Raw genomic sequence first — 19605 nt, forward strand, 5'->3', positions numbered from 1 at the left:
GCGAAGCCCCGGTTTCGGGAAGGGGCGGGTAGGGGAAATCAGCCCGCCGCAGGCGCAACCGGCCCGCACCCCGCAACGAGACCGCACCGCACCCCCACCCGCACCCTCAAAACCGCGGATGCACCAACGTCGACGGCCCCACAACAACCCGCGTCCGCTCCACCGCCCGAGCCCCCGCCCGCAACACCCCCTCGCTCAGCGACCGATACCGGTACGAGGGATCGAGGCCGAGCCCCGGCCGCGAACGCCCCGCCAGCACGAACCCCCAGTCCCGCGGCACCGGAGCCGCCGTCCCCCGGTCGGGCCCGGCCGCGAACCCCGCGAGCCGGCCACCCGCGCTGTACGGCACGGTCACCAGGCCGGCCGCCCGCATGCTCGCGTCCACCGTCCAGAACGACCGCGGCCGCGTACTCGCCGACCCCGCGTGCACCGCGAACCGGCCGCCCGGCGCGAGCACCTGCCGCGCAAGCCCGAAGAACTCCTGCGAGTAGAGCTTCGTGGAGGCCGTGATCCCCGGATCCGGCAGATCGGAGATCACCACGTCGTACGCATGCCGCGAAGCCCCGCGCAGCCACTGGAAGGCATCCGCGTGCGCCACCCGCACCCGCGGGTCGTCGAACGCCTTCCGGTTCAGCGCGGCAAGCGCGGGATCCCGGCGCGCCAACTCCACGACGGCCGCGTCCAGTTCGACCAGGTCGACCCGCCGCACTCCGGGATGCCTGAGCACCTCCCGTAACGCCAGACCGTCCCCGCCGCCGAGGACGAGCACCCGCCCGTGCCGGCCCGCCATCGCCGGCTGGACCAGCGCCTCGTGATAGCGGTGCTCGTCGCGGCCGCTGACCCGCAGCCGCCCGTCGAGGAAGAGATTCAGCGGTCCCGCGGGCGGCCCGGTGAGGACGACCTCCTGCACGTCGGTCTGGACGGCGACGCGGACGTCCGCCCCGTACACCGCACGCCGCGCGGCCCGTTCGAAGTCGTCGACGAGGACGGCCGCGGCGGCCAGGAGCGCGAGCACGGTGACGTTGACGAGCAGCAGCAGTCGGCGGCCGCGGCGCGTCAGATCGCGCCGGAACAGCCAGAGCACCAGCGCCCCGCCCGCGACCGCGTTCACCGCGCCGGTGAGCAGCGCTCCCGTCAACTGGCCGAACAGCGGCAGCAGAAGGAAGGGGAAGGCCAGCCCTCCGACCAGGGCGCCCACATAGTCCGCCGCGAACAGATCCGCGACCGCCCCGCCCGCGTCCTGGCGGCGGATGCGCTGGATCAGGGTCATCAGCAAGGGGACTTCGGCGCCGATCAGGATCCCGATGGCCAGGGAGAACGTCACGAGCAGGGCGCGCGCCTCACCGCCCCAGACGAACCCCGCGTACAAGGCCATGGCACTGCAGCCGCCGACGAGCGCGAGCAGGGCCTCGACCATGCCGAAACCGGCCGCGGCCCGGCAGCGCAGCCGTTTCGCGGCGAGCGAGCCGATGCCCATGGCGAAGACCATCACGGACAGGACGACGGAGGCCTGGGTGACCGAGTCGCCGATCAGGTACGAACCGAGGGCGACCAGTTCGAGTTCGTAGACGAGTCCGCAGGCCGCGCAGATGAAGACGCCCAGGAGCACCAGGAATCGGCCGGTGCGCGCGGACACCGGGAGCCGGGCGTCGACGGCGGCCTCCCGGGGCGGCGGAACACCGGGCGGTGCGGGCAGGGGCGGTTCGATCACGTTGCGAACGCTACGTCACGAAGGATGGACAACCTGTCACCCACACGGCTTAACTCGGCGCCCGGAGGGTTGAGTTGCCCTTCCGGACGCTCGGACCGCGCCCATCGGGCCGCTCAGACGACCGCCGGCTGCCGCACTCCGACCCTGGTACGGGTCGCGACCAGCTGGCCTTCCTGGGGATAGGCGTGCCAGGTGCGCCAGTGCACCTGCGAGGGATGGTCGGGGTGCCGCTGCACGAGCATCGCGGTGAACGCGTGCGGGCTGCCGGGGAAGACACCCGCGAGACCGTTGGGATGGTCGGCGACCAGCGCGAGCAGTTCCTGCGCGCGCCCGGCGAACTGGCCGCGCGTGAGCGTCTCCACGCGCGCCGCGAACTCGTACTCCCAGTCCCCCACCCGTTTGGCGACCCCCAGCGGCAGCGGTGTGCTGCTGCCCGGCATGCACGCGACGGTCTCCGAACAGGTGCCCTCCTCCTGATCGAGGAGCACCTGATGCGAGGCACCGAGCAGGCGCAACTGCACTTTGGCGTCCGCCAGTTCGAGATCGAGGACCGCGAGCGCCGGCAACGGCTCGCGGCCGAGCGCCCAGGCGAGGTCGGCCGCGCGCGTGTCGGTGTAGGTGGTCTCAAGGGTCGTGAGCATGGGTCGGCTCCGCAAACACGCAGTGGGAAGTGGGGGGACCTGACACATGGGCTGGCACATCAGCTGGCTCGAGCGGTCCGTGGCTGCGTCAATCAGGTGAAGGGAATCATGAAGGGGAGCGCTGCCACAGCGTTTTTACCCAACTTCGTGGGGTTTCCATCCCCCCGAGGGCCTCACAGTTCAACTGTTCTCCACAGTTCAACAAGAAGGTGCCCGGCAGGAGTTCCCTCCCGCCGGGCACCTTCTCGTGGCGACTATGCCGGATGCATTCCCCCTGGCAGATGCCACCTTCGGACCGGCTGCCCCGTGTCAGCCGCCTCCGCCGTGGCAGGTGTGGGTGGGCGCGGGGCCCCGTCGCACGGGCGCCCCCCCCGGGGGCAGGGCAGCGGCCTCCCCCGCCGCCGCCCCCGCCACCGCCGCACGACGACCCTCCGCCGCACGACGAGCCTCCCCCGCAGCCCCCGCCCGAACTGCTCCCGCCCCCGCCGCCGGCCCAGCCGCTGCGCCGGCGCTTCTTCGGCCTGCTGCTCGACTGACTCCCGAGGTTGGAGCCCACCACCACCAGAACGACGAACACGATGCCCAACACGATGACGATCCCCACGGAGACCACCCCCGTCTCTCTGTCCCCCGAAGCGGTGCCCCCGCTTCTCACGTGCGATGGGGATGCCCGCACGCACACCGCGCCAAAGCGGAGTTGAGGAACTTCAGAGGTTCGGCGTTTACGGCCCGGCACGTCCCCCGCTTGAGCGACGGCCCCGCCGCAGCGCAGGATGGCCGTCATGACCGCTGCCGCAGCCCGCCCGCTTCTCAACGTCCACCTCGCCGAGTTCGGCACCACGATCTTCGCCGAGATGTCCGCGCTCGCCGTCAGGACCGGGGCCATCAACCTCGGCCAGGGCTTCCCGGACACCGACGGCCCCGAGGCCGTACGGGAGGCGGCGGTGCGGGCACTCAGGGACGGCCGCGGCAACCAGTACCCGCCGGGTCCCGGCGTGCCCGAGCTGCGCCACGCGATCGCCGCGCATCAGCAGACGCGGTACGGGCTCGCGTACGACCCGGACCGCGAAGTGCTCGTCACGGCCGGGGCGACCGAGGCGATCGCCGCCTCGCTGCTCGCCCTGGTGGCGCCCGGGGACGAGGTGGTGGCCCTTGAGCCGTACTACGACTCGTACGCCGCGTGCATCGCGATGGCCGGCGGCAAGCGCGTCCCGGTCACGCTGCGCCCCGACGAGAGCGGCTTCCATCTGGACCTGGACGAGCTGCGGGCCGCCGTCACCGACCGCACCCGTCTGATCCTGCTCAACACCCCGCACAACCCCACCGGCACGGTCCTGACCCGCGCCGAGCTCACCGCGATCGCCGAACTCGCCGTCGAGCGCGACCTCCTGGTCATCACCGACGAGGTCTACGAACACCTGGTCTTCGACGGCGAGCACATCCCGCTGGCCTCGCTGCCCGGGATGCGCGAGCGCACGGTCACCATCTCGTCCTCGGGCAAGAGCCTCTCGTTCACCGGCTGGAAGGTCGGCTGGATCACCGCCACCCCCGAGCTGGTCACGGCGGTCCGCACGGCCAAGCAGTTCCTCACGTACGTGGCCTCCGGCCCGTTCCAGTACGCGATCGCCGAGGGCCTCGCCCTGCCGCCCGCGTACTTCGAGGGCCTGCGCGACGAACTGCGCGCCAAGCGCGACCTGCTCGCGGACGGCCTGGAGGACGTGGGTTTCAAGGTCTACCGCCCGGCCGGCACGTACTTCATCACCACCGACATCACCCCGCTCGGCGCCCGCGACGGCGTGGAGTTCTGCCTCGCACTGCCCGAGCGCGCGGGCGTCGTCGCGATCCCGACCTCGGTGTTCTACGACGACAAGGAGGCCGGACGCTCGCTGGTGCGGTTCGCCTTCTGCAAGAAGACCGAGGTGCTCGAAGAGGCCGTGGCGCGGCTGAAGTCCTGGTAGAGGCCACGCCCAGAAGCCCTACGCAGCCGCCGTACGGCGGCTGAAGTCCTGGTAACGGATTGGGGGCTGTCCGGGCGCGTGCAGGCGAATAATCGGGACAAACAGCGCATCGTACGCATGTGACTCAGACCCTCGCCTGGCCGCAGCTCAGCGGCCGAGTCGCGCGCCTGCCCGCGCCCGTCGTCGCGCTCGGGGCGTTCGCCGCCGCGCGGTGTGCCGGTGTCGCCGTGCTCGCGGCGGTCGCCCGGCGCACCGGACAGGACACGTTCGCGCTGCTCGGCGCCTCGTGGGACGCCCGCTGGTACACCGGCATCGCGGCCCACGGCTACGGCCGCACCCTGCACTTCGGCCCGGACGTCGTCCACAGCGACCTGGCCTTCTTCCCGCTGTATCCGGGCCTGATCCGCGCGGCCGCCACCGTGCTCCCGGTGAGCACCCCCGCGGCCGGCATCCTCGTGGCCTGGTTCGCCGCCGCGCTCGCGGCCTGGGGGATCTACGCGATCGGCGCGCACCTGTACGACCGGCGCACCGCCACGCTCCTGGTGGTTCTGTGGGGTCTGCTGCCGCACTCGGTCGTGCTGTCGATGGCGTACACCGAACCGGTGCTCACGGCCTGCGCGGCCTGGTCCCTGTATGCGTTGCTGACCGGCCGGTGGGTGTGGGCCGGCGCCCTGGCGGCGCTCGCGGGGCTCTCGCGGCCCAACGGGTTCGCGGTCGCCGCGGCGGTGATCCTGGTCGCGGCCTTCGAGGTCGTACGAGGGCGAGGGCGAGGACAAGGACGAGGGCGAGGGCCAGGACGGGAACAAGGACGAGGACAGGGACAGGGCCAGGGGCGTCCGCGCGTCTGGCTCGGCGCTCTGCTCGCGCCCACCGGCTGGTGCGCGTACGTGCTGTGGGTCGGGTGGCGCGAGGGCGACCTGCTCGGCGGGTATTTCGGGGTGCAGGACGGCTGGGGTTCGCGCTTCGACCTCGGGCTCGCGTCCCTGCGCTTCACGCGGCACATGCTGGTCGACGGGGAACGCTTCGTGTTCCCGATGGCGCTGGTGATCGCGGCCGCCGCCGTACTGCTCTTCGCGCTGCTCGCCCTGGACCGGGCGCCGCTCGCGCTGATCGTCTACAGCGGCGTGCTGCTCCTGATCGTGCTCGGCGGTTCGGGCTTCTTCGAGTCCAAGGCCCGTTTCCTGCTGCCCGCGTTCCCGCTCCTGATCCCGCTCGCGCGCGCCCTGGCCCGTACGGCGAAAGCCCGGCCCTGGCACGCGACCGTGGTGATCGCGGCCCTGGCCGGGCTCTCCCTCGGCTATGGGGCGTATCTCGTGGCCGTGGCCCGGATGCCGCTCTAGCCGACTGCTCGCCGCGGACGGCTACTCGTCTTCGGACTTCTCCGCCGAGTCGACTTCCTCGACCAGGCCGAGGTGCTCGACCAGCCAGCGGTCGAACTCGATCGCGGCGCGCACCCAGCTGACCGTGGACGACACGAAGTGCTCAAGAAGCACACCGGTGCCGATCAGGGTCTGGGCCTCACCGATGAGGCGGAGGGTGGCGGTGCCGTCCTCGTCCTCGTGGGTGTGGCTGTAGACCTTGGGCCACAGGGTGCGGCGGTTCCAGTCGTCGATCGCGTCGAGGATCTGGGTCTTGGACTCGATGGGGTGCGGACGGTCGTAGAACGTACGCACGGAGAAGACGGCCTGGTCGCCTTCGCCGCGGAACATGAAGTACGTACGGAACTCCTCCCACGGCGCGACGAGGTCACCCTCTTCGTCCACGCCGTGCTTGAGCTCCATCTGGTCCAGAAGCTGCTTGACGAGGTCCTGGTCCGGGACGACGGCGCCCGCCGGTCCTGCTGCGGCCTGCTCGGGCTTGGGCTGGCCCCCGAAATTCGGAATCGAGGACGGGTCGATGCTCACCGTGTATTTCCCTTCGTACGGATTGGCCCATCCTCTCCCATGCCGGGCGGGGCTTGTAAAGGCCCGCCCCGGGCGGGTCCGGGGGTTCCGCTGCGGGCTGACATGATCTGGCCGTATGGGGGTGGGGATGCGTCGTGCCGGGTGGGCGATCTGGGGGGCGTGCGGGGTTTTCGCTCTGTGCGTGGCGGGCTTTTTCGTGTGGTTTCTCGCGGAGGCCGCTCAGGAGGTGGACAAGGCGCAGGAAGATCCGTTCCGCACCACCTCGAAGATCAGTTGCGGCAAGGCGCTGACCTGGGCGCACGGCCGGCTGCCGGACAAAGCCCGCGATCAGGACTGCGAGTACGCGGACTGGATGGACGACCTCGCGTCGGGCACCTTCCGGATGGAACGTGCGGAGGTCGACGCGTGGATCCGGGATTCCTGGCCCACCGCGGAACCCGGACTGTCCTGTCCTGAGGCCGACCGCTGCGTGCACGTCGAGTTCGTCACGGCGGACGGGACGCCCGCCGAGGGCTACGCCTCGCCCGCACCGGACGACGTGGTGCAGCCGGTGGCGCTCACGATCGAGGTGGTCCACGAGGACGACAGGACCTCGCACGTACGGTTCAGGGCCTGGACCTCGTGACGGCGGCGGCCGGTCCGGGCGCACCGCCCGGACCGGCCGCCGCCGCCATCCGTATCCGTATCCGTATCCGTATCCGTGTGGGTGCTTACTGCGCCGGACCCACAAGCAGCCCGTCACCCGCGAGGTCCACCCGCACCGTGTCCCCGTCCTTGACCTCGCCCGCGAGGATCTCCTTCGCGAGCCGGTCGCCGATCGCGGTCTGGATGAGGCGGCGCAGCGGACGCGCGCCGTACGCCGGGTCGTTGCCCTCTTCGGCCAGCCACGCGAGCGCGGCCGGCGTGACGTCGAGCGTGAGCTGCCGCTCGGCCAGGCGCTTGGCCAGGCGGGCGATCTGCAGCTCGGCGATGTGCGCGAGCTCGTCCTTGGTCAGGGCCGAGAAGACGACGAGATCGTCGAGCCGGTTCAGGAACTCCGGCTTGAAGGACGACCGTACGACCTCCAGGACCTGCTGCTTCTTTTCCTCCTCGCTCGTCGTCGGCTCGACCAGGTACTGGCTGCCGAGGTTCGAGGTGAGGACCAGGATCGTGTTGCGGAAGTCGACCGTGCGGCCCTGCCCGTCGGTCAGGCGCCCGTCGTCGAGCACCTGGAGCAGGACGTCGAAGACCTCCGGATGCGCCTTCTCGACCTCGTCGAGCAGCACGACGGAGTACGGACGCCGGCGTACCGCTTCCGTCAGCTGTCCGCCCTCCTCGTATCCGACGTAGCCGGGAGGCGCACCCACGAGCCGGGCGACGCTGTGCTTCTCGCCGTACTCCGACATGTCGATACGGACCATCGCCCGCTCGTCGTCGAAGAGGAAGTCCGCAAGCGCCTTCGCCAGCTCGGTCTTGCCGACACCGGTCGGACCGAGGAACAGGAACGATCCGGTGGGGCGGTCGGGGTCGGCGATTCCGGCGCGGGTGCGGCGTACGGCGTCGGAGACCGCCTGGACGGCCTCGCTCTGGCCGATGAGCCGCTTGCCCAGCTCCTGCTCCATGCGCAGCAGCTTCTGCGTCTCGCCTTCGAGGAGGCGACCGGCCGGGATACCGGTCCAGGAGCCGACCACGTCCGCGATGTCGTCGGGGCCGACCTCCTCCTTGACCATCGTGTCCTTGGTGACCTCCTGCTCGGCCTCGGATGCCTCCCGCAACTCGCGTTCCAGGGTGGGGATCTCGCCGTACAGGAGCTTGCTCGCGGTGTCGAAGTCGCCGTCGCGCTGGGCGCGTTCGGCCTGGCCGCGCAGGGCGTCCAGCTTCTCCTTGAGCTCACCGACGCGGTTGAGGGAGGTCTTCTCCTTCTCCCAGCGCGCGGTCAGACCGCGCAGCTCCTCCTCCTTGTCGGCGAGGTCGCGGCGCAGCTTTTCGAGGCGCTGCTGGGAGGCGGGGTCCGTCTCCTTGTCGAGCGCGAGCTCTTCCATCCGCAACCGGTCGACGGCGCGCTGGAGTTCGTCGATCTCGACGGGCGAGGAGTCGATCTCCATACGGAGCCGGGACGCGGCCTCGTCGACGAGGTCGATGGCCTTGTCGGGCAGGAAGCGCGAGGTGATGTAGCGGTCGGAGAGGGTGGCCGCGGCCACGAGCGCGGCGTCCGCGATGACGACCTTGTGGTGGGCCTCGTAACGCCCCTTGAGCCCGCGCAGGATCGCGATGGTGTCCTCGACGGACGGCTCGGCGACCAGGACCTGCTGGAAACGGCGCTCCAGGGCGGGGTCCTTCTCGATGCGCTCGCGGTACTCGTCGAGGGTCGTGGCGCCGACCATGCGCAGTTCGCCGCGGGCGAGCATCGGCTTGAGCATGTTGCCCGCGTCCATGGCGGAGTCGCCGCCGGCGCCCGCGCCGACGACGGTGTGCAGCTCGTCGATGAACGTGATGATCTGCCCGTCGCTCCCCTTGATCTCGGAGAGCACGGTCTTCAGGCGCTCCTCGAACTCACCGCGGTACTTGGCGCCCGCGACCATCGCACCCAGGTCGAGCGAGACGAGCCGCTTGTCGCGCAGGCTCTCCGGGACGTCGCCCTTCACGATGCGCTGGGCGAGGCCCTCCACGACGGCGGTCTTGCCGACGCCGGGCTCACCGATGAGCACGGGGTTGTTCTTGGTACGGCGGCTCAGGACCTGCACCACGCGCCGGATCTCCTGATCCCGGCCGATGACCGGGTCGAGCTTGCCCTCGCGCGCGGCGGCGGTGAAGTCGGTCCCGAACTTCTCCAGTGCCTTGTACGAGCCTTCGGGATCAGCTGTGGTCACGCGGCGCGCACCCCTCGTCTTCTGAAAAGCGTCGAGCAGGCGCTTGGCGGTGGCGCCTTCCTTGGACAGTACGGCCCCGGCCTGACCGCCCTTCGCGGCGATCCCGATCAGCAGGTGCTCGGTCGACAGATACTCGTCGTCCAGCTCCTTGGCCTGCTTCGCGGCCTCCGCGACCACGGCGAGCATGTCGCGGTTGGGCTGCGGCGGCGAGACCGTGGAACCGGTCACGCTGGGCAGGGCGCTGAGGACGCGCTCGGCTCCGGACCGTACGGCGACCTGGTCGGCGTCGACGGCCACGAGCAGGTCGGTGATGTTCTCGTTGTCCTGACCCTCGAGGAGTGCGAGCAGCAAGTGCGCGGGGGTCAGATCGGGGTGCCCGGCGGACACGGCGCGGCTGGTGGCCGCATTGATCGCGTCCCGGCTCCTGTTGGTCAGCTCGGCGTCCACGTGTGGGGTTCCTCCTGCGTCTGCTTTTGAGGGGTCGGACTCTGACTCATCCAACGTACACAAAGTTGAGTCTATTCCGCTCAAGGTGAGGGCGGAAGCCCGGGTGGGGCACGGGTGGGGCACGGGTGAGGCCCGCTCGTGCCCGCTGGGGGCGGCCGAGGGCCCGCTGAGGGTCCGCTGAGGGCCCGTGACAGGACACCCGGAGTCCGGCGGGTCATGCCCATGCCTTAAGTTCCCGATTCATGGCCATCGATCCGCGGAACCCCGACGCCGCCTATCTCAGCTTCTGGCGCGAGCGGCACATGTGCACCCTGACGACGCTCCGCCCCGACGGCACCCCGCACGTGGTGCCGGTCGGCGTGACGTACGACCCGGACGCCGGGGTGGCCCGCGTGATCACCAACAAGTCCAGCGCCAAGGTCGGCAACATCCTCGCGGCGGGCCCGGCCGGGGCGCGGGTGGCGCTGTGCCAGGTGGACGGCGGCCGCTGGGCCACGCTTGAGGGCATCGCGCACATCCGCACCGACCCGGAGCGGATAGCGGACGCGGTCCAGCGGTACGCGGAGCGCTACACGCGGATGCCGGCACCGAACCCGGACCGGGTCCTGATCGAGGTGGCACTGTCACGGGCCATGGGCCGGGCCTGACGGTGGGCACCCACCCGGGGCCGCCACCAAAGGGGCGTCCCGTCCCGGAGCGCGTGGCGGCGGCGGAGCGTTTCGCGGCGGTGTCCGGCTTCGCGAAGAGCTGCACGCGCGAGGTCGGCCGCCTGCTCGCCGCGGCCGCCGCGGCGAAGCCGCAAGGGGGCGGCGCCGGGGGCGGCACGGGGGCGGGCGGGGGGGGGGCAAGGCTGCACCGCGGGCTGGGGGCGGGGGCGCGCCCGGTCACGGTGGAGCAGGAGATGGCCTTGGCCGTCCACGCACACGACGTCTTCGCGGACGACCCGAACGTGACGGTGCTCGCCGGTGACTGGCGGCTGCTCGGCCCGCACGCGCCGTTCGATGTCTTCTTCTGCGACGGCGGCGGCAAACGGGACGACCCCGGTCTCGTCGTCGACCTGCTGGCCCCGGGCGGCATCCTGATCCTCGACGACTTCACGCCCTCCACGGACTGGCCGCCGCGCTTCGAGGGCGAGGCGGACGAGTTGCGTCTCTGCTACCTGACGCACCCGGCCCTCACCGCGACCGAGGTGCTGACGACTCCGTACGCGTCGACGGTCATCGCCGTACGGCGAGACTGAGGCCGGCCGCGGAGGTGAGGCAGAAGCCTGGGGTCGCGTACGCGAGGCAGAATCCGGGCCCGCGTACGCGAGGCAGAAACACAGCGGCGCCACCGTGTTCAGGTCCACGGTGACGCCGCTGCGGGGGGAAGCGCCTGAGCGATGTTTGACGACGGGGGATCGCGTCAGGCACTGCGGGGGGTGGCGGAAATTGGTTCGGGTTCGACCAGCTGGTGGTCGCGCTGATCAAGATTGACGAAGATCATTCCGTAGCGCACCGCACACCGCACGGGCTGCGGCGCGCCACGGGGCCGGCGCAAGCACCGGTAGGCCCGGACGTCGTCGTCCTCGTCGTCGCGCACGACCACCACGGGTTCACCGAACAGGGTGACCATCAGCGAGTCGCCAGGGCGGGGGATGGCCGTGACGAGATCGATGAAGTGCCAGCCCGAGCGGTAGGCGGTGGCCATTTCGCGTCGGAAGGTTCTGTCGTCCGGAGGGGTGGTCATGCGCGCCCGCTCGGGGAGGCGAAGCCCCACGTCGGCTCACCTGCGAGCACGCTGCCTGCAGGCGCGCTGCCCCACGTCGGTTCGCCGACGGCGGCGTGGCCCGCGGGAGCGCTGCCCCACGTCGGTTCACCATTGGCGACAAGCACACCGAGGGCGGCTGCCGCCGCGATGGCCAGAGCGCTGAGTGCACGAACCATCCTGGTCATGGCCGTTTCTCCACCTCGTTTGATCAAACTCCTTGACTCCTGCGTTAAAGACGATGGCTCAGACAGAACCCTTCCACCAGCAGATACAGGCATCATGTTCCTGTAATTCAGGACCCTGAGGGGGGTGGAAATGACGCTAAATCGGGACGATTCAGGAAGGCATAGGAGCAAAGAAGAGCCGTGCACCGGTGCCGATCTGTGCACCAATGGCAAAGACCTGTACGCCCAGGCGCTGCGTGCGGGGCGCATCAGGCGCTCTGCTGTGCAACATGTGCCATGCCTGCTTCGTCTGGCGCTGTTGCGCCCCGATTCCGAGGACACTGAATGGCTCTGGCCGGTTCCCCCGTCGGTCGCGCTGAACCAGCTGATTCACCCGCTGGAACGGGAGATCCACGAGCGTAGACAGCAAGCCAGCTCCCTCGCCGACGCGTTCGAGCCATTTATGACGATCACCACGCCGGCACCGACGGCAGATCACTCGATCACGGTGCTTGACGGGTTCACGGCCATCAACGCCGCGCTCGACCGTGCGATGGACGAGTGCACCGAGGAATTGCTCGCCATACAGCCCGGAAGCGGACGCACCCCCGAGGTTCTGGAGGAAGGGCTGCGTCGGGTCGCGCCGCTGATCGAGCGCAAGGTACGCATGCGAACGCTGTACCAGCACACCGCCCGGCATCATTCGGCCACCATCGGATACGTCGAGCGCGTGGGGCCGTACGGACTCGAGGTGCGCACGCTCGAGGAGATCGTCGACCGGTTGATCCTGGTGGACCGCAAGGTGGCCTTCGTACCCGCCCGGAGCGACCGCCGGGTGGCCCTCGAGCTGCGCCATGAAGGGCTGGTCAGCTATCTGGTCGGAGTGTTCGAGCAGTTCTGGCTGCTCGGCACCGACTGGGCGGAGGAAGTCCACTACCAGGCCGAACACCACGGCATCACGGGCGTGCAGCGCTCGATAGCCAAGCTTCTCGTGGAGGGCCACGTGGACGAGGCCATAGCCCGCCGGCTCGGCATGAACGTCCGCACCTGCCGGGCCCACATTGCCAAGCTCGCCGCCTCCCTCGGCAGCGGCAGCCGGGCTCAACTCGGCTATCTGATCGCGAAGTCGGGAATCCTGGAACAGGACGCTTAGGCCGGCGGTACGTGCAGGCCGGTCTGGGCGATTCGGACGCCGAGTTGGGTGCGGGTCGTACAGCCCAGCGTCTCGGAGAGCCGGCCGATGTGGTGCCTGCACGTGCGGACGTTGATGCCGAGCCGCTCGGCGATGACCGCGTCGGTGTATCCCTCGGCGAGGAGGGCCGCGATGGCGTGTTCGCGGTGACTGACGCCCTCGACGGCACTGGTGGAAGGCACATGCTCGTTGAGCGGAACGGCTCGGTGCCAGAACCTGTCGAACACTCCGACCAGATAGTCGATCAGGGCAGGATGCCTCAACTCCAGGGCAACCGAGCGGTCCGGACTGGCCGGAATGAACGCCACAGAACGATCGAAGATCAGCAGGCGTTCACCCACCTCGTCGAGGGTGCGGACCTCCACCGACCCTTCGAGTTGCTCCAGGTAGGTCTGCAATCCTTGCCCGTGCCGGGCCACATGGGTGTACAGGCTGCGGGTGCGCACCCCTCGCTCCTGCAGGTCCAGCGCGCGCGGCAGCGCCCCGCTCAGCTCCCGCTCCGAACGGATGCCGGACGGCTGCATGGCGCGCAGCTCTGCGGCACAGGCGGCTGTCGCCTCGTCGATGGCGAGATTGATGCGCGGCATGCCTTCGAGCACTCTGAGCGCCGCACTCGGAGAACTGTTCACGGCCCTGGGTACGGCAAATCGCTCGGCCGCTCCGGCCAGTGCACCCGACCGCCGTCGTATCTCCCCCAGCTCTGACTCGAATTCGCGCAGCAAACGAGCGACCACCACACCAGGGCTCGTGGGCAGCAGCCACTCCATGTCCGACGGATCCGGGTGCAAGAGGCCCAACTCGACCAGGCAGCGCGCATCCGTCACCCTGGACCGCGAAATCCGTCCGGCTTGCAGCGCCGCCTGATAGGCCTTCTCTCCCGCGTCACACAATTCCTCTACGTCATGCCGATGCGTGTCGCCTTCGGCCACCGTCCTACCCCCAAGTCCAGTGCTCCGCACCCATTATCCCGGGGCCCGACGTAGAACTGACGCCGCCTAACCCATCCCCCCACCTCCCCCACAAAGAGCAGACAAGCCCAACGGGGGCCCATCCGTCCACGAGATCCAGAACATCACGGGTACCTCCTACAAAAGGACCGCCCCCTTCCGTCGCTCAACTGCCATGCATGGTTTGTCCGTACGGGATATCGCATTGGTTGTGGGACACAGGGCGCAGCCCTAAGTTCCCGAGCATGCGAGCGCTCATCACCAGCAAAGCCGCCAGACGTGCCCTGCGGCCCATAGTCCAGCTCATCGACCAGCGCGTGGAGCGCCAGGTCCGGCGCGTTGTCGAGGAGTCCGGGCGGGGTGAGGTGGCGCAGCAGGAGTTGGTGCGGTTGCGGAACCGGCAGCGGCCGCTCGAGCTGTTCTTCGACGGGACCGGGCGCGGGGCCTCCCGGCTGCCCTCCGCGCCGCATCTCAACCGGACGATCGCCGAGTTGGCCGAGGTGACGGGGGCCGACCGCGAGGCCGCCGAGCGGACCGCGGCGCAGGCCTTCCGGCTGCTGATCGCGCTGGAGGCGCTCGGTGTCGGGCGGATCGCGGGCGGCACGATGAACATCGTGGGCAAGCTCTCCGCCGTGCCGCTGCTCGATCCGCCCAACGACGAGTTCCTGGAGATCGGAACGCTGTACGGCATGTTCAGCGCCGGGCTCAGCAGGATGATGCAACGCACTGGCCGCACCCCGGAGTTGACGATCGTCGATCCGCTGGCGGGGACGCAGCTGCAGCCCGGCGCCACCATGGGCGGCGACGCCTCCGGCGCGCCCGTGAACGGGGACGCCGTACGCACCAATCTCCAGCTCGTCGGCGCCACCGCCCGTATACAGCAAGGGTTCTCGGAGGACCCCGAGGTGCGCGCCAAGGTCTCCGACCGCGCGTACGGGCTGATCATCGTGGACGGTGACCACTCCGCCGAGGGTGTCGCCGCCGACCTGGAGTGGGCCGAGCAGATCGTCGCGCCCGGCGGCATCGTCGTACTCGACGACTTCGGGCACCCCAAGTGGGCCGGGATCAAGGAAGCGTTCGAGAAGCACATGGCCGGGGAGACCCGGTTCACGTTCCTCGGCCAGGTGGCGCACTCGGGCTATCTCCGCGCGCGCTCCTGAACGTCGCCGGTCACCCACCCCACCGCCCCGAGCACCGTCAGGGCCCGCCGCTCGGTCGGGCGCAGCTCGAGTTCGCGGGCGATGGACAGGGCGCGTTCGGCGTGTTCCGCGGCGAGGGCCGGTTCGCCGAGGTCCTCATGGACGTGGGCCAGGCCGACGTGGGCCTCGGCCTGTTGGTGGCGGGCGTCGCAGCGGCGGGTGAGGTGGAGGGCCTCCGTCAGATGCGCGAGCGCCGTGTCGAGGCGGCCCCGGACGCGGTGCAGTCCGGCGAGGGTGGTCAGGCAGTCGGCCAGGTTGGACGTGTCGCCGGTCGCCCGGGCGATGGGCAGGGCGAGTTCCGCGTGCGTGTGCGCGAGTTCTGTCCGGCCGGTGTCGCGGTGGATGCGCGCGAGGACCTCGTTGGCGCCGGCCTCGCTGTGCCGCTGCTGATGCTCCTCGCACAGGCGCAGCGCCTCGGTGGCGTCGGCCACCCCCTCCTCGTACTGCCCGAGGCCGTACCGGGCGATGGCGCGGTTGATGTGCGGGCTGATCAGAAGGGACTCCTGCCCGGCCGCCCGGGTGATCTCGAGCGACTCGGTGGTGCGCGCGAGCGCCCGGTCGAACTCGCCGAGGTAGGTGTGGATCAAACCCGCCATGTTGAGCCCGCGCCCCAGTGAGTTCGCCCGGCCGAGGGAGCGCGCGAGGGCGATGGCCTGCTCCTGCCAGCCGAGCGCGTGGCGCATCTGTCCGCGCTGCCCGTAGTGGAGGGCGAGGTTGGTCAGGATGGCGGCTTCGCCGGGGATGAAGCCCGCGCGACGGTATCCCTCCCGAGCGAGGTGCACCGCTTCGAGCGCGTCCTGGATGCGCCCGGCGTGCTGGCGCATCAGGAAGAAACCGTGGTGCATGGCCGCCTCGGCCGCCGCATCGCCCTGCTGCCGCGCCGCGCGCAGCCCGGCCGTCATGGCCGCCTCCCACTCGGGGTAGTGCCTGCGGCGGTAGAAGTACGGCCGCAGCTGGTCGGCCAGCTGCCAGGCGATCGGATACGGGCCGGACTCGGCGGCATGGGTGATGACCGCGACGAGGTGGGCGCGTTCGCTCTCCAGCCACGCGAGCGCCTGGTGCCGGTCGGCGAAGCGGTCGGATTCCGTACGGGGGCGCGGCAGTTGGACGGACCCGACGTAGCCGAAGGCGGTGGCCGCGTCCGCTGTCGCGAGGTACCAGGTGCACAGCCGCTCCCAGGCGCTCTCGCGTTCAGGGTCGGCCTCGGCCAGCTCCTGCGCGTACAGGCGCAGCAGATCGTGGAACTGGAACCGGTCCGCGGCGGTGCGCTGCACCAGACCGGCGGTGGCGAGTTCGTCGAGCAGGTGCTCGGCCTCGGACTCCGAGACGCCGGCCAGGGCCCCGGCCGCCTCCGCCGTGAAGTCCGGCCCCGGGTGCAGCCCGAGGAGGGCGAACAGCCGCGCCGTGCCCTGGGCCAGGGCGGCGTGCGAGTGGTCGAAGGCGGTACGGACGGCGGCCTGGCGGTCACCGGCGATGGAGAGCCTCGCCAGGCGACGGCTCCCCTCGGTCAGCTCCTGTGCGTACGCGGCCAGTGAAGTGCCGGGCCTGGCGCCGAGGTTGGCGGCGGCGATCCGCAGCGCCAGCGGCAGCCGGGCGCACAGCTCCGCGAGCCGTGCGGCGGCCTCCGGCTCCGCCGCCACCCGCTGCCCGCCGAGCACACCCGCCAACAGGTCGTGCGCCTCGCCCTGTTCGAGCACCGTCAGCGGCACCGGGTGGGCACCGTGGCTGGCGGTCAGACCCCGTATGTCGGGCCGGCTCGTCACCAGCACGGAGACCCCGGCCGTGCCCGGCAGCAGCGGCCGTACCTGTTCGGCGTCGGCCGCGTCGTCGAGGATCAGCAGGACCCTGCGGTCGGCCACCCTGCTGCGGAACGCGGCCGCCCGGTCGTCGAGGGCCTCCGGGATCGCGTCCCCGTCGAGGCCACACGCGCGCAGCAGCCCGGAGAGCACCTCGGCGGGATCACGCGGCCGTCCGGTGGTGCCCAGGAGCCGTACGTACCACTGGCCGTCGGGGAAGACCGGCCGCAGCCGGTGGCCGAGGTGGACGGCCAGCGCGGACTTGCCGACCCCGGGCGAGCCGGACACGACGACGGGCACGGCCGCGGGCGACGTGAGGAGCTCCTCCAAGTGGTCCACGAGACCGTCGCGGCCGGCGAAGTCCGGTGGGGCCAGCGGGAGTTGGCTCTGCACCACCCAGGCTGACGCGGACGGTGGCGGGGCGGCGGCCGGTGCGGCCGGCGCGCAGAGCCCGGCGCCCCCGTCGAGGATGGCCTGGTGCAGCCGCCGCAGGTCCTGGCCCGGGTCGATACCGAGTTCGCCGGCGAGGACCCCGCGCACGCTCCGGTAGTGGGCGAGCGCATCGGCCTGCCGGCCGCAGCGGTACAGGGCGAGCATGTACAGGGCGGCCAGCCGCTCGTCCAGGCGGTGCAGGGCGCTGCGCTCGGCGAGCGCGGAGAGCAGCTCGGCATGCTGTCCCAGGCGCAGACGCCGCTCGGTGCAGTCCAGTTCGGCGGCCCACCGCTCCTTGCGGAGCGTCTCGCGGACGGCGTTGAACCACGGGGTGTCGGCGCCTGCGAACGGCTCCGCCCGCCACAGCGCGAGCGCCTCCTGGAACAGCGCCACCGCCCGCGCCTCGTCGTCGGCTTCCCCGGCCTGCCCCAGAAGCCGGCGGAACCGGTGTACGTCGATCCGCGAAGCGTCGGCGGTCAGCACGTAGCCGCCGCCCGGACCGCGGTTGATCATGTCCGGCAGCAGGCGGCGCAGCCGGGACACATAGCTGTACAGGGTGTGCGTGGCGCGCGGAGGCGGCCTCTCGCCCCATACGCGGTCCACCAACTGCTCGACCGACACCGCGCTGTTGGCGTCCACGAGCAGCGCGGCGAGCACCGTCTGCTGCCGGGCGGGCCCCAGCTCGACCGGACCGGCATCCGTCCACGCCTGCACCGCACCCAGCAGCCGAAACTCCACCCGAGCCCCCGTCCGTCCGGCCGTGGACACGGCCCCCGCCCGGAATTCTAGGTTCCTGCGGGCGCCCGGCACGACGGGTCGTACGGGATTCGACCGGCCGCACACGGCGGGCAGCGCGAAGGGCCGGGAGGCATCAACCTCCCGGCCCTGCAAGCGAGTTGCTCCCCGAGCGAGTGGCCCAGCCGACGACGCGGGGTCAGTCCGACGCGGGGTCAGTCCGACGACCGCTTCGGCCGCCACACCACCAGCGCCGAGGTCTGCTGGACCTCCTGGTACGGCACGAGATCGCGGCGGTACGAGGCATGCACCGCCGCCTCACGTTGCTGCATCGTGGCGGCGGCCCCTTCCAGCGCGGCGGAAAGCTCGGCCACGCGGGCCTGGAGCGCGGCGACCTGGTTCTCCAGCTCGATGATGCGCTTGATGCCGGCCAGGTTGATGCCCTCGTCCTGCGACAGCGCCTGCACCTGGCGGAGCAGGTCGATGTCGCGGGCCGAGTAACGCCGGCCCCGGCCCGCGGTGCGGTCCGGGGAGACCAGACCGAGGCGGTCGTACTGCCTCAGGGTCTGCGGGTGGAGGCCGGAGAGCTGGGCCGCGACCGAGATCACGTACACCGGTGTCTCTTCGGTCAGTTCGTACGGATTGCGTCGACGGCCGTCCATCTCAAGCTCCCTTCGCGGCCTGGAACAGTTCTGCCCGGGGATCGTGCCCCTCAGTCGCCTTCGCGTAGGCCTCGAGGGCTTCACGGGCGGTGTCGGTCAGATCGGCGGGTACGGCGACTTCCACGGTGACGAGGAGATCGCCGCGGGTGCCGTCCTTGCGGAGCGCACCCTTGCCGCGGGCGCGCATGGTGCGGCCGTTGGGGGTGCCCGGGGGCAGCTTCAGCTTGACCGGCGGGCCGCCCAGGGTCGGAACCTTGATCTCGCCGCCGAGCGTCGCCTCGGTGAAGGACACCGGGACGGTCACCGTGAGGTTGTCGTCCCTGCGCCCGAAGACCGGGTGCTTGTCCACGTGCACGACCACGTACAAGTCGCCCGCGGGACCGCCCCGTTCACCGGGTGCTCCCTTGCCGCGCAGCCGGATCCGCTGGCCGTCCGAGACGCCCGCGGGGATCCGCACCTGCATGGTGCGCGAGGACTTGGCGCGGCCCGAACCCTTGCAGATCTCGCAGGGGTCCTGGGCGATGAGGCCCCGGCCCTTGCAGTCCACGCACGGGTCGGTGAGCGAGAAGCCGCCACCGCCGCCGCGCGAGACCTGACCGGTGCCGACGCAGGTCGGGCACACGCGGGGCGTGCCGTTCTTGTCACCGGTGCCCGAACAGGCCTTGCAGGGCTGCTGCGAGGACATCCGCAGCGGAACGGTCGCGCCGTCCACGGCCTCGGTGAAGCTGAGCGTCACCTCGGACTCGATGTCCTGGCCGCGGCGCGGCTGCGTACGCGTACCGCCCGCGCCGCCGCTGCGGTTGAAGAGTCCGCCGAAGACGTCCCCGATTCCACCGCCGCCGAACGTGCCGCTGCCGCCCTGGCCCTGGGCGCCGCCTCCGAAGAGGTCGCCCAGGTCGAAGTTGAAGGAGCCGGTGCCGCCCCCGCCGGGTCCGGCGCGGAAGCCTCCGTTGCCGAACAGGGCGCGGGCCTCGTCGTACTCCTTGCGCTTCTTGGGGTCGCCGAGGACGTCATTCGCCTCGGAGATCTCCTTGAAGCGCTCCTCCGCCTTGGCGTTGCCCTTGTTGGCGTCCGGGTGGAACTCGCGGGCGAGCTTGCGGTACGCCTTCTTGATCTCGGCCTCGGTGGCGTCCTTGGGTACGCCGAGGACCTTGTAGTAGTCCTTCTCGATGAAGTCCTTGGTGCTCATCCCCGGCGTCCCTCCTCACGTATACCGATG

The 19605-nt window shown here is 70.9% G+C and carries 17 protein-coding genes; 7 read left to right on the plus strand and 10 right to left on the minus strand.

Annotated features, from left to right (window positions below; translation table 11 throughout):
• Window positions 1-106 precede the first annotated feature (106 nt).
• Entirely contained in the window at window positions 107-1711 is a 1605-nt protein-coding gene (locus JAO81_RS33310; protein WP_199551705.1) for a polyamine aminopropyltransferase, read from the minus strand.
• Between the two features lie 113 nt (window positions 1712-1824).
• Window positions 1825-2352: a DUF2617 family protein gene (locus JAO81_RS33315; protein WP_199551706.1), complete on the minus strand. Its 528-nt coding sequence runs from the start codon at window positions 2350-2352 to the stop codon at window positions 1825-1827.
• Between the two features lie 773 nt (window positions 2353-3125).
• On the opposite strand from JAO81_RS33315, the gene JAO81_RS33320 reads away from it, so the two are divergent.
• On the plus strand, window positions 3126-4310 hold the full coding sequence (locus JAO81_RS33320; RefSeq protein ID WP_199551707.1) for a pyridoxal phosphate-dependent aminotransferase: 1185 nt from the start codon (window positions 3126-3128) through the stop codon (window positions 4308-4310).
• A 119-nt stretch (window positions 4311-4429) separates the two neighbouring features.
• A complete protein-coding gene (locus tag JAO81_RS33325) occupies window positions 4430-5650 on the plus strand; it encodes a hypothetical protein (protein ID WP_374194385.1) in 1221 nt (406 codons plus the stop codon).
• Window positions 5651-5671: 21 nt separating this feature from the next.
• On the opposite strand, the gene JAO81_RS33330 is transcribed toward JAO81_RS33325, so the two are convergent.
• Window positions 5672-6214, minus strand: coding sequence for a YbjN domain-containing protein (locus tag JAO81_RS33330; RefSeq protein WP_199551708.1), 543 nt, complete (start codon window positions 6212-6214; stop codon window positions 5672-5674).
• A 181-nt stretch (window positions 6215-6395) separates the two neighbouring features.
• On the opposite strand from JAO81_RS33330, the gene JAO81_RS33335 reads away from it, so the two are divergent.
• Window positions 6396-6839: a hypothetical protein gene (locus JAO81_RS33335; protein ID WP_199551709.1), complete on the plus strand. Its 444-nt coding sequence runs from the start codon at window positions 6396-6398 to the stop codon at window positions 6837-6839.
• Between the two features lie 85 nt (window positions 6840-6924).
• On the opposite strand, the gene clpB is transcribed toward JAO81_RS33335, so the two are convergent.
• On the minus strand, window positions 6925-9510 hold the full coding sequence (gene clpB / locus JAO81_RS33340; protein ID WP_199551710.1) for an ATP-dependent chaperone ClpB: 2586 nt from the start codon (window positions 9508-9510) through the stop codon (window positions 6925-6927).
• Between the two features lie 242 nt (window positions 9511-9752).
• Here clpB and JAO81_RS33345 point away from each other — a divergent pair, with 242 nt between their 5' ends.
• Together JAO81_RS33345 and JAO81_RS33350 are read left to right on the plus strand one after the other, a co-directional pair.
• Window positions 9753-10157, plus strand: a complete 405-nt coding sequence (locus JAO81_RS33345; protein ID WP_199551711.1) for a pyridoxamine 5'-phosphate oxidase family protein — start codon at window positions 9753-9755, stop codon at window positions 10155-10157.
• Between the two features lie 53 nt (window positions 10158-10210).
• Window positions 10211-10750 (plus strand): transferase, encoded by a 540-nt coding sequence (locus JAO81_RS33350; protein WP_199551712.1) that lies wholly within the window; start codon window positions 10211-10213, stop codon window positions 10748-10750.
• 164 nt (window positions 10751-10914) lie between these two features.
• Here JAO81_RS33350 and JAO81_RS33355 read toward each other — a convergent pair whose 3' ends face one another.
• Both JAO81_RS33355 and JAO81_RS33360 read right to left on the minus strand, forming a co-directional pair.
• The gene (locus JAO81_RS33355) at window positions 10915-11238 is read right to left on the minus strand and encodes a (2Fe-2S)-binding protein (protein ID WP_165331752.1); all 324 of its coding nucleotides are present in this window, start codon (window positions 11236-11238) and stop codon (window positions 10915-10917) included.
• Entirely contained in the window at window positions 11235-11444 is a 210-nt protein-coding gene (locus JAO81_RS33360; protein ID WP_199551713.1) for a hypothetical protein, read from the minus strand. The genes JAO81_RS33355 and JAO81_RS33360 overlap by 4 nt, the downstream gene beginning before the upstream one ends.
• 130 nt (window positions 11445-11574) lie before the next feature.
• Here JAO81_RS33360 and JAO81_RS33365 point away from each other — a divergent pair, with 130 nt between their 5' ends.
• Window positions 11575-12576 (plus strand): helix-turn-helix transcriptional regulator, encoded by a 1002-nt coding sequence (locus JAO81_RS33365; protein ID WP_233416287.1) that lies wholly within the window; start codon window positions 11575-11577, stop codon window positions 12574-12576.
• Here the strand turns inward: JAO81_RS33365 and JAO81_RS33370 are convergent.
• On the minus strand, window positions 12573-13544 hold the full coding sequence (locus JAO81_RS33370; RefSeq protein ID WP_199551714.1) for a LuxR C-terminal-related transcriptional regulator: 972 nt from the start codon (window positions 13542-13544) through the stop codon (window positions 12573-12575). The genes JAO81_RS33365 and JAO81_RS33370 overlap by 4 nt on opposite strands.
• Before the next feature lie 263 nt (window positions 13545-13807).
• Between JAO81_RS33370 and JAO81_RS33375 the strand changes: the two genes are divergently transcribed.
• Window positions 13808-14722 (plus strand): class I SAM-dependent methyltransferase, encoded by a 915-nt coding sequence (locus JAO81_RS33375; RefSeq protein WP_199551715.1) that lies wholly within the window; start codon window positions 13808-13810, stop codon window positions 14720-14722.
• Here the strand turns inward: JAO81_RS33375 and JAO81_RS33380 are convergent.
• The 3 genes from JAO81_RS33380 to dnaJ form a co-directional block, all read right to left on the minus strand.
• Window positions 14701-17727 carry a BTAD domain-containing putative transcriptional regulator gene (locus tag JAO81_RS33380; RefSeq protein WP_199551716.1) on the minus strand — a complete coding sequence of 1009 codons (3027 nt, stop codon included), beginning with the start codon at window positions 17725-17727 and terminating at the stop codon, window positions 14701-14703. The genes JAO81_RS33375 and JAO81_RS33380 overlap by 22 nt on opposite strands.
• 212 nt (window positions 17728-17939) lie before the next feature.
• Window positions 17940-18386 carry a heat shock protein transcriptional repressor HspR gene (locus tag JAO81_RS33385; RefSeq protein ID WP_199551717.1) on the minus strand — a complete coding sequence of 149 codons (447 nt, stop codon included), beginning with the start codon at window positions 18384-18386 and terminating at the stop codon, window positions 17940-17942.
• A 1-nt stretch (window position 18387) separates the two neighbouring features.
• Window positions 18388-19575: a molecular chaperone DnaJ gene (gene dnaJ / locus JAO81_RS33390; RefSeq protein WP_199551718.1), complete on the minus strand. Its 1188-nt coding sequence runs from the start codon at window positions 19573-19575 to the stop codon at window positions 18388-18390.
• Between the last annotated feature and the right edge of the window lie 30 nt (window positions 19576-19605).

It is taken from the genome of Streptomyces sp. N35 (assembly GCF_016464295.1).
In the GTDB taxonomy this organism is placed as follows: domain Bacteria; phylum Actinomycetota; class Actinomycetes; order Streptomycetales; family Streptomycetaceae; genus Streptomyces.

What these genes read in the sequence shown, in the direction of transcription:
- JAO81_RS33315 (WP_199551706.1), bottom strand. Translation starts at nt 2,352, where the DNA reads ATGCTCACGACCCTTGAGACCACCTACACCGACACGCGCGCGGCCGAC.
- JAO81_RS33320 (WP_199551707.1), top strand. Translation starts at nt 3,126, where the DNA reads ATGGCCGTCATGACCGCTGCCGCAGCCCGCCCGCTTCTCAACGTCCAC.
- JAO81_RS33345 (WP_199551711.1), top strand. Translation starts at nt 9,753, where the DNA reads ATGGCCATCGATCCGCGGAACCCCGACGCCGCCTATCTCAGCTTCTGG.
- JAO81_RS33355 (WP_165331752.1), bottom strand. Translation starts at nt 11,238, where the DNA reads ATGACCACCCCTCCGGACGACAGAACCTTCCGACGCGAAATGGCCACC.
- JAO81_RS33360 (WP_199551713.1), bottom strand. Translation starts at nt 11,444, where the DNA reads ATGACCAGGATGGTTCGTGCACTCAGCGCTCTGGCCATCGCGGCGGCA.
- JAO81_RS33365 (WP_233416287.1), top strand. Translation starts at nt 11,575, where the DNA reads ATGACGCTAAATCGGGACGATTCAGGAAGGCATAGGAGCAAAGAAGAG.
- JAO81_RS33375 (WP_199551715.1), top strand. Translation starts at nt 13,808, where the DNA reads ATGCGAGCGCTCATCACCAGCAAAGCCGCCAGACGTGCCCTGCGGCCC.
- JAO81_RS33385 (WP_199551717.1), bottom strand. Translation starts at nt 18,386, where the DNA reads ATGGACGGCCGTCGACGCAATCCGTACGAACTGACCGAAGAGACACCG.
- dnaJ (WP_199551718.1), bottom strand. Translation starts at nt 19,575, where the DNA reads ATGAGCACCAAGGACTTCATCGAGAAGGACTACTACAAGGTCCTCGGC.